16 protein-coding genes are annotated in these 12,931 nt (G+C 40.7%); 3 read left to right on the plus strand and 13 right to left on the minus strand.

The genetic code is table 11. The annotated features are described in order from the left end of the window. Positions 1 to 41 precede the first annotated feature (41 nt). Both RWS39_RS00790 and RWS39_RS00795 read left to right on the plus strand, forming a co-directional pair. Entirely contained in the window at positions 42 to 788 is a 747-nt protein-coding gene (locus tag RWS39_RS00790; RefSeq protein WP_314479392.1) for a tRNA1(Val) (adenine(37)-N6)-methyltransferase, read from the plus strand. Continuing rightward, entirely contained in the window at positions 778 to 1,041 is a 264-nt protein-coding gene (locus tag RWS39_RS00795) for a GIY-YIG nuclease family protein (RefSeq protein WP_125405784.1), read from the plus strand. The genes RWS39_RS00790 and RWS39_RS00795 overlap by 11 nt, the downstream gene beginning before the upstream one ends. A gap of 39 nt (positions 1,042 to 1,080) precedes the next feature. Here RWS39_RS00795 and lacD read toward each other — a convergent pair whose 3' ends face one another. From lacD to RWS39_RS00845, 10 genes are all read right to left on the minus strand, one after another. After that, positions 1,081 to 2,061 (minus strand): tagatose-bisphosphate aldolase, encoded by a 981-nt coding sequence (lacD, locus tag RWS39_RS00800; RefSeq protein WP_314479396.1) that lies wholly within the window; start codon positions 2,059 to 2,061, stop codon positions 1,081 to 1,083. 1 nt (position 2,062) lies between these two features. Then, on the minus strand, positions 2,063 to 2,992 hold the full coding sequence (locus tag RWS39_RS00805; RefSeq protein WP_314479398.1) for a tagatose-6-phosphate kinase: 930 nt from the start codon (positions 2,990 to 2,992) through the stop codon (positions 2,063 to 2,065). A gap of 10 nt (positions 2,993 to 3,002) precedes the next feature. Then, positions 3,003 to 3,518, minus strand: coding sequence for a galactose-6-phosphate isomerase subunit LacB (lacB, locus tag RWS39_RS00810; protein ID WP_001216921.1), 516 nt, complete (start codon positions 3,516 to 3,518; stop codon positions 3,003 to 3,005). Positions 3,519 to 3,548: 30 nt separating this feature from the next. Then, a complete protein-coding gene (gene lacA / locus RWS39_RS00815; RefSeq protein WP_125373275.1) occupies positions 3,549 to 3,974 on the minus strand; it encodes a galactose-6-phosphate isomerase subunit LacA in 426 nt (141 codons plus the stop codon). Between the two features lie 145 nt (positions 3,975 to 4,119). Next, positions 4,120 to 5,016 (minus strand): aldose 1-epimerase family protein, encoded by an 897-nt coding sequence (locus RWS39_RS00820; protein ID WP_314479403.1) that lies wholly within the window; start codon positions 5,014 to 5,016, stop codon positions 4,120 to 4,122. Positions 5,017 to 5,180: 164 nt separating this feature from the next. Continuing rightward, the gene (locus tag RWS39_RS00825) at positions 5,181 to 6,656 is read right to left on the minus strand and encodes a PTS galactitol transporter subunit IIC (RefSeq protein WP_125387629.1); all 1,476 of its coding nucleotides are present in this window, start codon (positions 6,654 to 6,656) and stop codon (positions 5,181 to 5,183) included. A 52-nt stretch (positions 6,657 to 6,708) separates the two neighbouring features. Next, positions 6,709 to 7,014, minus strand: a complete 306-nt coding sequence (locus tag RWS39_RS00830; RefSeq protein ID WP_314479407.1) for a PTS sugar transporter subunit IIB — start codon at positions 7,012 to 7,014, stop codon at positions 6,709 to 6,711. A 20-nt stretch (positions 7,015 to 7,034) separates the two neighbouring features. Further along, the gene (locus RWS39_RS00835; protein WP_314479410.1) at positions 7,035 to 7,511 is read right to left on the minus strand and encodes a PTS sugar transporter subunit IIA; all 477 of its coding nucleotides are present in this window, start codon (positions 7,509 to 7,511) and stop codon (positions 7,035 to 7,037) included. Between the two features lie 326 nt (positions 7,512 to 7,837). Then, positions 7,838 to 8,584 (minus strand): DeoR/GlpR family DNA-binding transcription regulator, encoded by a 747-nt coding sequence (locus RWS39_RS00840; protein ID WP_048791648.1) that lies wholly within the window; start codon positions 8,582 to 8,584, stop codon positions 7,838 to 7,840. A gap of 287 nt (positions 8,585 to 8,871) precedes the next feature. Then, positions 8,872 to 10,446, minus strand: coding sequence for a DEAD/DEAH box helicase (locus RWS39_RS00845; RefSeq protein WP_314479415.1), 1,575 nt, complete (start codon positions 10,444 to 10,446; stop codon positions 8,872 to 8,874). Between the two features lie 356 nt (positions 10,447 to 10,802). On the opposite strand from RWS39_RS00845, the gene RWS39_RS00850 reads away from it, so the two are divergent. After that, entirely contained in the window at positions 10,803 to 11,183 is a 381-nt protein-coding gene (locus tag RWS39_RS00850) for a hypothetical protein (protein WP_314479417.1), read from the plus strand. Positions 11,184 to 11,540: 357 nt separating this feature from the next. Here the strand turns inward: RWS39_RS00850 and RWS39_RS00855 are convergent, their stop codons facing one another. The 3 genes from RWS39_RS00855 to RWS39_RS00865 all read right to left on the minus strand — a co-directional run bounded on the left by RWS39_RS00855 (position 11,541) and on the right by RWS39_RS00865 (position 12,893). Further along, complete coding sequence (locus RWS39_RS00855) at positions 11,541 to 11,765, minus strand: hypothetical protein (RefSeq protein WP_314479420.1); 225 nt, start codon at positions 11,763 to 11,765, stop codon at positions 11,541 to 11,543. A gap of 397 nt (positions 11,766 to 12,162) precedes the next feature. Next, on the minus strand, positions 12,163 to 12,552 hold the full coding sequence (gene acrIIA3 / locus RWS39_RS00860) for an anti-CRISPR protein AcrIIA3 (RefSeq protein ID WP_314479424.1): 390 nt from the start codon (positions 12,550 to 12,552) through the stop codon (positions 12,163 to 12,165). 149 nt (positions 12,553 to 12,701) lie between these two features. Beyond that, the gene (locus tag RWS39_RS00865; RefSeq protein WP_314479427.1) at positions 12,702 to 12,893 is read right to left on the minus strand and encodes an XRE family transcriptional regulator; all 192 of its coding nucleotides are present in this window, start codon (positions 12,891 to 12,893) and stop codon (positions 12,702 to 12,704) included. Positions 12,894 to 12,931: the final 38 nt, after the last annotated feature.

Consider the following 12,931-nt stretch of genomic DNA (forward strand, 5'->3'; position numbering starts at 1 on the left):
TTCTTCTTTAGAATAGCACTTAATCATGCTATAATGTTGGTATGACAGAAGCAAAATTAAAAGACGGAGAAAGAATCAACCAACTCTTTTCCACTGATATAAAAATCATTCAAAATAGCGAGGTTTTTAGCTATTCAGTCGATAGTGTCCTGCTTTCTCGCTTTCCAAAGCTACCCAAACGAGGACTCATCGTCGATCTCTGCGCTGGAAACGGGGCTGTTGGTCTCTTTGCTAGCACACGGACTCAGGCCCAGATTCTAGCGGTGGAAATTCAGGAGCGTCTGGCCGATATGGCTCAGCGTTCCATTGAACTAAATGACCTTGCTCAACAGATGTGGGTTATCCATGACGACTTGAAAAATCTAGGCAACCACATCTCTGGCAGCAAGGTTGACATCATTCTCTGCAATCCTCCCTATTTCAAGGTCGATGAACATTCCAATCTCAACGGCAGTGAGCATTATCTGCTAGCGCGTCACGAAGTTGCTACAAATTTAGAAGAAATTTGCACGATTGCCCAGCGAGTTCTCAAATCCAATGGCCGCTTAGCAATGGTTCACCGTCCTGACCGATTTTTGGATATTTTAGAAACCATGAAAAACCATAATCTAGCGCCCAAGCGCATCCAGTTTGTCTATCCCAAGCAGGGGAGAGAAGCCAATATGCTCTTAATCGAGGCTATTAAAGATGGTTCACCAGACGGCCTGAAAATCCTCCCACCTCTCTTTATCCACGAGCAAGATGGCAGCTATACACCAGAAATTCAAGAGATTTACTATGGAAAATAAAGCCTATATGTACGTCCTTGAATGCGGAGACGGCACCCTCTACACAGGCTATACCACCGATGTAGAAGCTCGTCTCAAAACACATCAGTCTGGAAAAGGAGCCAAGTACACTCGCGCCCGATTGCCCGTCACACTCATCTATCAAGAGGAACATCCCGACAAATCTGCAGCCATGTCGGCTGAAGCTCTTTTCAAAAAGAAGAAACGAGCTGAAAAATTAGCTTACATAGAAGAAAAACGTAGTAAGTCCTGAAACTTACTACGTTTTTTGATTTCTACATTCAAGATTAAATTAGATGCGTTCTTTCCATGAAGTCGCTGTGGTTTGAAGAACCTTGTTGAGTTCGTCAATGTTCTCAAAACCTGTTGTGCGAAGCCATTCACGAGCTGCTGCCTCACCGTCTTTGATGTAGGCTTCAACTGATCCAGCCCAAGTTGCACGGCCGCAAAGAACACCATTGAAGTTTGCGCCTGACTCGTGGGCAAAGACAAGGGTTTCTTGGAAGAGTTTAGCTGATACACCTGCACTCAAGTAGATGTATGGCAAGTTCGTTGCTTCATCTTGTGCTTTGAAGAAGGCTGCTGCTTCTTCGCGTGTATGAACGATTTCACCATCGGCAAAGCCTTCAACGTATTTGACATTGACTGGAACTTCCACTTTCAAGACGTCGATATTAAAGCGTGGGTCTGAAAAGACCTTCATGGCACCGATAACCTTTTGTGGTTTTACTTTGGCGTATTCTGCAGAGCCAGCATCAGCGATTTTTTCATCGTAAGCCAAGATTTCAAGGAAGAATGGAATATCTTCCGCCACACATTCAGAACCGATGCGTTCGATGTAGGCTTGTTTTTCTTGGTTGAGTTCGTCAGAACTGTCTACATCGTAGTAAAGCAAGAATTTGACTGCATCCGCACCTTGTTCTTTGATGCGTTTAGCAGACCAAACATCCAAGCAGTCAGGTAAGCGTTTGGTGCTTGTTGTGTCGTAACCAGTTTTCTCATAAGCGAGAAGAAGGCCAGCATTTGGATCAAGCGCTTTTGTAGCTGGAAGACCATACTCAGGGTCTAGAAGCATAGAAGAAGCGTATTTAGTCAATTCATCTGCTACCAAGACTTTGAGTTCTTCCATTTGAGCCACTGTTGGCTCCTCTGTTTGGTATTGAGCCATGAGGCGTTTCAAAGCACCACGTTGGTCAAAGGCAAGAGCTGAGATAATGCCATTCTCATCTGAAAGTTTTTCTAAGCATGCACGTTTGTTTTCTGTTAAAGCCATTTTATACCTCTTTCACTAATAATTGATCATATAGGGCTTGATAGTTGGCCATGTTAACATGACCTGTCATTTTTTCTTGAGCGTTGAGCATACCAAGGACATTTGCCTTGATGAGGAGTTCTGCATCCGATTCCTTATGAAGAAGTCCTGATGAAATACCTGCAACAGTAGAATCTCCAGATCCAACTGGATTAACTACTTGTATTCTAGGAATATTTACCTTGTAGAAAGTGTCCCCATGTTTGGCAAAAGCACCATCTGCACCAAGTGATACGATAATCCACTCAATACCATCAAATAGCGGTTCTGAAAGAACTTCTTTTAGCTCATCCAAATCTTTTGAAACTTCTCTTCCAAGAAGTTGTGACAATTCTTCGTTATTTGGTTTGATAACTGTCGGTTTGTGTGGTGATTCAAGGACAGCCTGAAGAGCCGCACCTGAGCAGTCTAGAACAACTGGTTTCCCTGCTTTATTAGCAAGTTCTACCAAGTTTGCATAGTAGTCAACTGGAAGACCTGCTGGCAGACTACCAGAGATAGCCACTACTTCCACAGTGTCAAGGAGATCCTCGAAATGAGCCAAGAAATCTTGACCTTCTTGTTCCAGAACCTTAGGCCCTTTCTCAAGAATTTCAGTTTGGTTGTCTCCGTGTAGAATAGCGATACAGTTACGAGTCTCTCCTTGAATTGAGAAGAAACGTTTCGTTACTTTATCGTCAATGTTTTCTACTAGATAGTCACCGAGTCTACCCCCAACTAAACCTGTAGCAGCAACAGAATCACCAAATTCTGAAAGAACTCGTGTAACATTGAGTCCTTTACCACCAGCTGTTTTTGTCACGTCCACCACACGGTTGACAGTGTCAATTTTCAATTCATCCAAAGGATAGGAAATATCAATGGATGGATTCATTGTGACTGTTAAAATCATGCGTCACCTCTTAGTCGTGGTATTCACCGCGATCCCATTTTTCAAGGAATTCTGTAAAGAAGTTTGCATCTGCTTGATGAGCATTGTGAGTTTCAACGTGCTCAATTTTCGCAATCAATTTTTTGTTTTCTTCTGATGGTTTGTATTCAGCATTGATGAAAGCTTCAATGATATCACACATAAGCAATTCACCAGTGATTTTACCACCAAAACCGATAACGTTAGCGTTCAATTGTTCTTTTGCATAAAGAGCTGTTGTCATATCACGAACCAAGGCAGAACGAACACCTGGAACTTTATTGACAGCGTTGTTGATACCAACACCAGTACCACAGATACATACTCCAAGATCAGCTTGACCGCTTGTAACAGCTTCACCAACTTTTTTACCAAAGATTGGGTAGTGAGTACGTGTGTGGTCATATGTACCAAAGTCAATGACTTCATATCCTTTTGATTTCAAAAATTCTGAAACCGCCATTTTTTCATCTGTTACGATGTGGTCACATCCAATTGCAATTCTCATTTTTATCTTACCTTTCTTACTATAATCTAATTAGCACATTTTGTTCAACATATCGACACGAATTTGGTGACGGCCACCGTCGTATTTACCATTAACAAAACCTTTAGCAATGTTTTTAGCCAATTCATCACCAACAAGTTGTGCACCCATAGTGATCATACGTGAGTTGTTGTGTCCACGAGTCATATAAGCTGAACGTTCGTCTGAAACCTCTGCAGCAACCATTCCTTTAATCTTAGTTGCAACCATGAACGGACCAGCACCATAGGCATCAATCACGATACCAAGGTTTTGTTCTTCTTTGTTTACTTCTGCAGCAACAGCAAGAGTCACATCGACAAAGTCTTGACCTTCAGCCGTAACATCCACTACGTGGAAGTTTTCTTTTTCCAAGAAGTCTTTCACAACTTCTTTCAATCTCAAACCTGCAGCATCTGCACCAATGATAATAGACATATTAAGTCCTCCTTTAATTTTCTATATAATGAACTAAAATGTTTTAAAACATTAAACGTTATTTGATTCACAAGTTTATAATACAACATTTTATGTTTACTGTCAACATTATATGTTTGTTTTTAAACATTTTTAAAATTTTTCTTTAAAAAATAGTAATATCAAATCCAATTTCTTCTTTTTCTCCTGCTGGGAGTAGACGGACATTTTTCTTGCTTTCTAAATAATCTCCCTCTTCTAACGAGGTCGACAAACCTGACCAAGGTTCCAAGGCTATAAATGGCCCTTTGTTAATAGTTGACCAGATAATTAGATTTGGAAATTCTTGAAAATCCAAACGTAACCCTTTATCATGTTTCCGAGAACGAAGAGCAACAGTCCGCGATTTTAGCTCATCAAGGGTCACTGTATCTTTAGCAAAGATATCATAGTCCAAATCTAGTTCTTTTTGATGATTTAAGAAGCTTGTACGTTCGAGAAAGTTTAACATACCAGTTTCAGGATAGGAGAGAGGAACGCTGCAAGTTTCTTCCTTTTCGAACTCCAAATAGTAATCCTCATACTTTTCATCATCAAGTAAAGGGCAGTTAAATCCCGGATGACCTCCGATGAAGTACGGCATAGCGCCACTATCTCCAAGATTTTCTACGATATACTGGGTACGAAGCTTCTTACCAGTCAAGCTATAGCGAATTGATAAGCGGAAATGATAAGGATAGTTCTGAAACATCTCCTCTGTAGCCTCTATAACAAAGGTCACACTCGTATCCGTTTGTTCTACTAATTCAAATTCTTTCTTGCGAACGAGACCATGCCGTGGAATGACTCCACTCGCTTCTTGACCATCTTCTAATGCATAGTAAGCAGTGTCATTACGCAAACTCCCACAAATAGGGAAAAGAACTGGGGCTTGACTGCTCCAATAGTTTGCATCCCCCTGCCAGAGGTATTCTACACCATCCTTATCCTTGATTGAAGAAAGCGCTCCTCCCAATTGCTTAAACTGCACTGTCAATTCATCGTTTTCTAGCGCGATCACCATCCAAATCTCCTCTCTACTTCAGAGAAAAAGGCAGGCTTCTGACTTCTCTCTGCTTAGTTTTTTCTATTCATTACATAGGAAAAGCTAGATTATCAACATTCCCATTTGGAAATGGACAATCTAGCTCCCCTAGTCTTACAATATTTAACAATAGCTAACGGATATTATTTTGCTTTTGCTGCATATTCTGCATTCCGTTTGATCATTTGCTTTCTGTACCAAGCAAAGATTCCAATATAAGCACCAAGGAAGACAATAGCACCAATGATAGCTTTAATATCACCTGTAGTAGTATTACCAATAGTCCAGCCCAAGAGTTTTTCGATTGGTCCTTCAAGTGTTGAGTGAGTGATCAATTGAGTTTGGCTAACTCCTTCAGGGAAAGCACCTACACCTTTAGCAAGTTCTGTTGCAAACGGTGCAATCAGGGTACCTGAAAGAAGGAAGAGTGGTAACAAGAGTGTTCCAAAGACAATCATACGAAGCAATTTACCACGAGTAACAACCAGAAGGGCAGGTGTCACACCCATCGCAATGATACCAGCCAATGGCAAGATACCGTTCCCTACATTAGAAAGCAGAACTGCTTCAATCAACATGATTGGTGCAAGCACGTTAGCGCAGGCCCAGATTTCTGCACGACCAGCGATAAATGGCCAGTCAAGACCGATGTTGAATTTACGTCCTTGAAGACGTTTTGTTGCTACGTTAGTAATACCTTGTGAAAGTGGTTCAACGGCTGCGATAAACCATGATCCGATAAGTGAGAAGAGCTCCAAGCAGACACCGGCAGTCAAACCAAGAGACAACCATCCTTTGATAACAAGTGACCATTTTGCTGCTTCGGCAACGTCAGACACTGGGTGCGGAGTTCCCATGATACCGATAACTACACCAAGAAGGAAACCGATGAAGAATTTAGATCCCCAGAAACCAATTTTCTTGTTCAAAGCGGCAGCATCAAAGTCATATTTGTCCAACCCAGGGAAGAATTTGTCAAAAATCTTATCCAAAACCATGATAACAGGGTTCATCATGTAGTTCATATGAGTTGAAGTCATTGGAGATGAACTTGGTGCATTCAACAAATCATCAAAAGTTGGTTTCATCAAGTCAGAGTTGATAATCTTCAAGACACCAACCAAGACAACTGCTAAAGTTGCAATCAAGAGTGACACAGCAGGACTTACATGGCTCTTATCTGCATACCATTTGATGAGCAAGCCAGTAATTGACAAGTGCCAGATATCAAAGATATCCACGTCCAATGTATCTGTTTTCTTTATAGCTAACATCACAACATTGACAATGAGCATGATGAGCAAGAAGTATAGGGTCCATGGAGAACCCCAAGTGATGGTTGCAAGTGGTGCCCAACCAACGTCAGTGATGTTCAACTGGATACCAGTATTTTCAACGAATTTCGCAAGTGATGCTGAGAAAGCTCCGTTGAGCATACCGATGATGGCACCGATACCAGTAAGAGCGATGGCAAGTTTAATACCACCTTCAAGCGCTTTGGAGAATTTCACTCCAAAAAGTAAAGCCAATACTGTCAAGATGATCAGCATGATGATAGGACCACCCATTTCCAAGACTGGCTTGAAAATCTTATTGGCTAGGTCAATAATGACATCCATAATAATTCCTCCCTTTTTTTGTTATATGAATGTTAGCAAGATAAAGAAAAGATTAGCTTAGTCCGTGCTCTTTAATAGCTGCTTCAATATTGTCAAAGACTGGAGCGCTCATTGCAGGAATACGGAACAAGATTGGTCCAGCTTCGACAACTGGGATTCCTGGTTCAAAACCAAGGTCTGTTGCAGCGATTGGCGTGAAGATATCATAGCCTTTCATAAGGTCTTCATTGACATCCTTAACCATCACCGCGTCACATTGCACATCATAACCGCGGTTTGACAATTCTTCCTCAAGAGCACTCTTGATTTGGTGACTTGAGTTTACTCCTGCTCCGCAGGCTGCTAAAATTTTAATCATAATAAAATCCTCCGATTTATTTATTTAATGACATCTGAAATATATTGGAACAGCTCTTTCTCAGAGTTTAAATGAGCTAGACCAGCTAGATTTCCTTCGCTAGTAAAGAAATCCATCAACTGAGCCAAGATATTGGTCTGGCTTGAGCTCGAATTGTTGATAATAAAGAACAAGAGAGACACTTCAACGGTTTGCGTAGGAGAAATCATATTGTGGAAGGTTACAGGCTGATCTAGCTTAACAACTACCACATTTTCAGTCAAATTATGCGCAATATCCGTATGAGGTATGGCAACATTCGGCAAGTCCTTGCCTAAAAATTCCATATCCAATCCAGTTGGAAACGCCTTTTCTCTTTCAAGTAAAGCGTTTCGATAAGAAGAAGTTACAACTTCTCTTTTTTCTAACAAATCAGCTACTTGATGAAAAAGATCTTCTTGATTTTCTGCATGTAAACAAAACACTAGATTCTCATCAAATAATTGGGCAAGCGCCATTTTTTCACCTCTCCTTTTGTTTCTTTTTGTTCGTTTAACTAATTATATCATTATGTGATAGCGCTGTCAATAGTTTGTTTTGTTATTTTTTGTTTATTTATCTAATAACTTAAAAATTTAATGTTCATATGAAGATAGAACATTTCGTCATTCTGCATGGCTGAAGAATAACACGAGTCATAAAAATATCCTAGCAAGTCTAAACTGATATACAAGAACTTTTCGTCCACTGTAAAATACAATTATTCATCTGCAATAAAAAATAAAAGCTACGAAATTCGCAGCTTTCAGAATCTTAAATCAACATTCATGACAACACGATCAAATCAGAGAACCTTGGTGTAAGAACTATATTTCGCTCTCACTTTCGGAGAGATATGGTCATCCGTTACAATCGCGTCAATATTGTCCAAACGGTAAAAACTATAGAAAGAATAGCTATCAAATTTGCTATTATCTGCCACGATATATTTTTCAATTGCATTGTTAAGAATGATGGCATTCCCATTTCCTTCTTCTTCATTGGCAGTCGTCACATTGTGACCGTCAATTCCGTTCACTCCAATAAAGGCCTTGGACACCTTAATTTCTTGCAGAAGTTTATTGGCAAACTGCCCGACAAAAGTCTGGGTCTTGACCCGATAGCGCCCTCCAATCAATATCAAATCAAAATTAGGATAATCCTTCAACTTTTCGAAAATAGGGAGAGAATTGGTTACAATGCTGATATTTTTCCCTTCTAAATAATCGCCTATAAAATCCGTCGTAGTACCTGATCCGATAAAAACAGTGTCCCCTTCAGCAATCAGATCCGCACATTTTTTAGCAATAAGCTTCTTTTCTTCGATATTTAACATCGTTTTTTCAGAATGCGAAGCTTCATTCAAGCTATCTTTCACCTTTTTATGAGCTCCACCATGCACCCGAATCAAAAGTCCTTGCTTCTCAAGATCAATCAAATCTCGCCGAATGGTCATATCTGTTACATTCAGCAATTCCTTCAGGTTCTTTACAGACACAACTCCCGTCTGGTCCAGCTCTTGTAAGATCACTTTATGACGACTTTCCTTCATGTACAATCCTCCTTGTTGTTGATGTCTAGAGATGTCTCATCAAAGTTTCCCCTTTGATTTCTTAGGTTCCTTGGACACCTCAAATCACTTTAATGTCCATGCACCATTGCTTATATCATTATACTACAATTTTTTCATATAAACAAAAAAATGTATACTTTTTTTCAAAAAAATAGATTATTGTTTGTTTATGCGTTTTCATTGTGCTATTTTCAAACAAATCTTGAAAGATATTCAAATTATTTTCAATAGAAAAATCCAATGTCAGCTGACATCGGATTTTCTGTTTATTTATCGCCTTTATTACGGATAACAAAGCCGGTTTTCTTTTCGCTGGAAGTGCGGTGTGGGCGTTTATTCCCTCTGCTTTCGAAGTCGCGACTGTTCTTGTTTGACTTACGTTTAAAGTCACGGCGGCCGCCCTCTCGATCTTCGCGTCCACCACGGCGATCACGACCTTGGTCACCTCGACGACCGTTGCCACGACCACTCTTACCTTTTCCGCCAAAGCCACCGCCAGATGCTTTAAATGGCAATGGTTTTTCACGGGCAATTTCTACTTCAGGAAGGGCATCTGGATCCTGCACCGTCAAGCTGAGGATATACATAGCCAGCTCTTCTGGGCTGAATTCTGCTGCTAGCTTGCGGGCATCCTTGCCAAATTTCTCAAAGTTAGAACGGATGCTTTCGTCCGCAAAATCGCGTTCAATCTTCTTAAGAGCAACTTTTTTCTTAGCTTGGAAAGCTTCTTCTGCAGTCGCAGGCTTAAGGCCTTTCATACGCTTCTTGGTCAGATTTTCGATAATCTGCAAATAGCCCATTTCATTTGGCGCCACGAAAGTGATAGACTGACCTGACTTACCAGCACGACCAGTCCGACCAATCCGGTGAACATAACTTTCGGGATCCTGCGGAATATCGTAGTTGTAGACATGGGTCACACCAGAAATGTCCAATCCACGCGCGGCCACATCTGTCGCCACCAAGACATCCAGATTACCGTTTTTAAAGTCGCGCAGGACGCGGAGACGCTTGCCTTGGTCCAAATCACCATGGATACCCTCTGCTCGGAAACCACGGATTTTCAGGCCACGAGTCAGCTCATCCACCCGGCGCTTAGTCCGACCAAAGACGATTGACAGCTCTGGCTGCTCCACGTCCATCAGGCGGGTCATGGTATCAAATTTTTCATTTTCTTTGACACGGATATAATACTGGTCTACCAGCTCTGTCGTCAGCTCTTTAGCAGCAATCTTGACATGCTCAGGCTCCTTCATGAACTTGACACCGATACGCTTGATAGCATCTGGCATGGTCGCTGAAAAGAGCAAGGTCTGACGATCTTCTGGTACGCGTGAAATGATAGACTCAATATCTTCCAAAAAGCCCATATTAAGCATTTCATCCGCTTCGTCCAAGATCAAAGTTTCAATCTGATTCAGCTTAAGCGCCTTGCGCTTAATCAAATCCAAGAGACGACCAGGTGTTCCTACGACGATATGAGCACCTGATTTGAGGGCTTTAATTTGCTTTTCAATGCTGGAGCCACCGTAGACAGAACGCACTTTGACTCCCTTGCTGCGGCCAAAACGGAACAGCTCTTCCTGACTCTGAACAGCCAATTCACGGGTCGGAGCGATAACCAACGCCTGCACAGCAGGATTATCAGTATCAATCTTTTCCAGCGTTGGAAAACCAAAAGCTGCTGTCTTTCCTGTCCCTGTCTGGGCCTGACCAATGACATCCTTACCTGCCATAGCAAGTGGAATCGTCTGCTCTTGAATAGGGCTTGCTTCTACAAAGCCAGCTTTTTCAATCTCTGCTAGTAATTCAGCAGATAAATGTAATTCATTAAATTTCAATGTTCTTCTTCTTTCTAAAGGCGGTGCGAAGCCACCTTATAAGGCTTTTGATACTCAACTATCGAAACATCCCAAGTGATTTCGCTTGCTAAATCTCGATTTCCTGAGAGTATTCGCTCTTCTCTTCATAAATATGGTCTCTCAAGTCCAGGCACTAAAAAAGCGCCGACTCGGTCGCTAGTTCCCACTGAATAGAAAAACTGTATTTCTGCAACTAACCTAGTATACCACAAAAGTACCTAAAAAGATAGGACTTGCTTGTAAAATATTTTATTAAAGATCTCTTTTGTAAAAAATGAAAACTTGAAAATCATTTTCAAAAATAATATAATCTACAAAGAAGAAAGGAGACAGGTATGAATAAATTTTTACGAGTGATTTTCATTTTACTGATCTTAGCTATGCTGGGCGCAGCTATAATCCAGATTTTCCAGCCTCAGCTCTTGGGCAATGAATCCATCTACGGCTTAGCTCCCTACTGGCAACGGGAAATTGATTTCTGGAATCTGGCTATTCTGCCTTTAGTAATTGCCGCCAACATAAAGTATGATTGGTTCTATCTGCGTATGACCCTGCTAGCACTGATTCTGGGTGGACTGTGCTTTGGTACCAACCATCTGCTAGGCTATCTTGAAGAAGCAAATCAAGCAAACCTACTGGGCTGGATTGAAAATTATCTGCTAGTCTGCTTCTGGATCATCGGTTGGGTATTAGAAACTAGAAAAGAGAAAAAGTGATATAGAGAATATCCATTACGAAATCAATTAAAAACTCTAGAACAAAAAATAAACCGATAGAATGGATCTATCGGTTTTTGCATACTATGAAATAAATTAACGTACTGTACGGATATAGTTATCAATAAAATGAAGACGATACAATGAGAGAAAACCCTATAAAATAAGCCTTTATGCGCAACAAAACATATCTACTACTTGTCATAAAAATACAAAAGTTTACTACTTATGCCCCCTTTTTGCCCCTCTTTCGCTTGATTTTTCACGCGAAAACCACGCAAAAACAGACCAGCATCGCTGCCAGTCTGCCAAGTCCGTCAGAGCGGACATTTTTTAGATTTTCCGTTGTAGAGACAATTATTCCTTATCGCGATAGCCGTACTCTTCTTCAGCCTCTTTTCTCAAAGCAACGGCTTTTTCAAAACTTTTGCTAGAGCCTAAATATTTCGGTTTCTTGTCAACATTGATAAAAGCTTGATAGCTGCCCTTTCGCTTGTTGAAATAGACTCCCCGCACGCCAGTCGTACTTTTAGCGGTCGGCTTGTTGGTTCTTAACGAATCAGGATCGCTGATTTCAGCCATTCGCTCTTTTGAGCTGCGATTTCGTTTGCAACCGCAGCTAGAATATCGGTCAATCTGATTGCTTTGCAATTCAACATGATTGCCACAATGCTTGCAAATGCAATTCCAGTACACACGTTGAACTTTCGAGTACGCTCTGTCAATGACTTTGAAATCGTCCGTTTCCGTGCTAGTCAAATCCTTGAACCGATCGCGCTTTTTTTCTTCGTTTAAACAACCACAAGAACTGATTTCTCCGTTTTTTAGGTGATCACCTCGAACAAAAGTAACCGTTCCGCATTCACAAAGACAATGCCAGAGTACTCTGCCTCGTCCAGTCCTTTTTCCTACGTCGCCAAGGACTGTCAGACGACCGAAATGCTGGTTTGTTAAATCATCTTTTACCATATCTTCCTCGTTATGCTGCGACTTCCATGTGCAATTTTACCGCACGCATAGCTAGTGACCACACGCTAGTTCCTGGCCAAGCTTCTTTTTCCATGTCTTCAACGTTTACCATTTTTGTGTAAGCATCCATTTCAAACACAACACCCAATTTTTTGCAAGCCCAATCCCAAGCTTTTGCTTCTTCAGATGTTTCAGCATTTTCAAATTTTTGGTTGACACGTTCAACAACTTCTTTTTCATGCGCCCAAGCTTCTTTCAAGCAGTCAGCAAATGAAGCATATTCGAAGTATTCACGACCAGAAAAGTCTGCATATTCAAAGTCACAAATTTGATAGTTACGTGTGAACATATCCCAAGCTTCTTTCATGATTCCTGATTTGTCATAAGCTACTTTTTTCATCTTTGTTTCCTCTTTTTGTTTTATTTATCTTACAAGTATAGTATATAACATTTGTTATATATTGTCAATAGAAAACACAAAGAAATTTAAAGTTTTTTTGTTTTAGAAAGTACTTTCAGAGAAAATAAAAAAGCCTTGAAATTGGCTTTTTAAGACGTTTTCTGCATTTGGTTCGCAAGTTCAGTTAATTTGTGACCAGTCTCGATTGTGAGATTCTCAATGCTTCTTTTTTTATTGATTAAAGCTGAAATTGTTGGTTGGGCAACACCGCTCATTTTCGAGATCTGGTAACCACTAGCATTCTTCAAAAGCCATTCAATTTGCTTTGTATCTACTTTCATGTTATACTCCTTTTTAGGCTGGTTACTCTGCCAGCCTT

This window comes from Streptococcus cristatus (assembly GCF_963529205.1).
Classification (GTDB): Bacteria; Bacillota; Bacilli; order Lactobacillales; family Streptococcaceae; genus Streptococcus; species Streptococcus cristatus_O.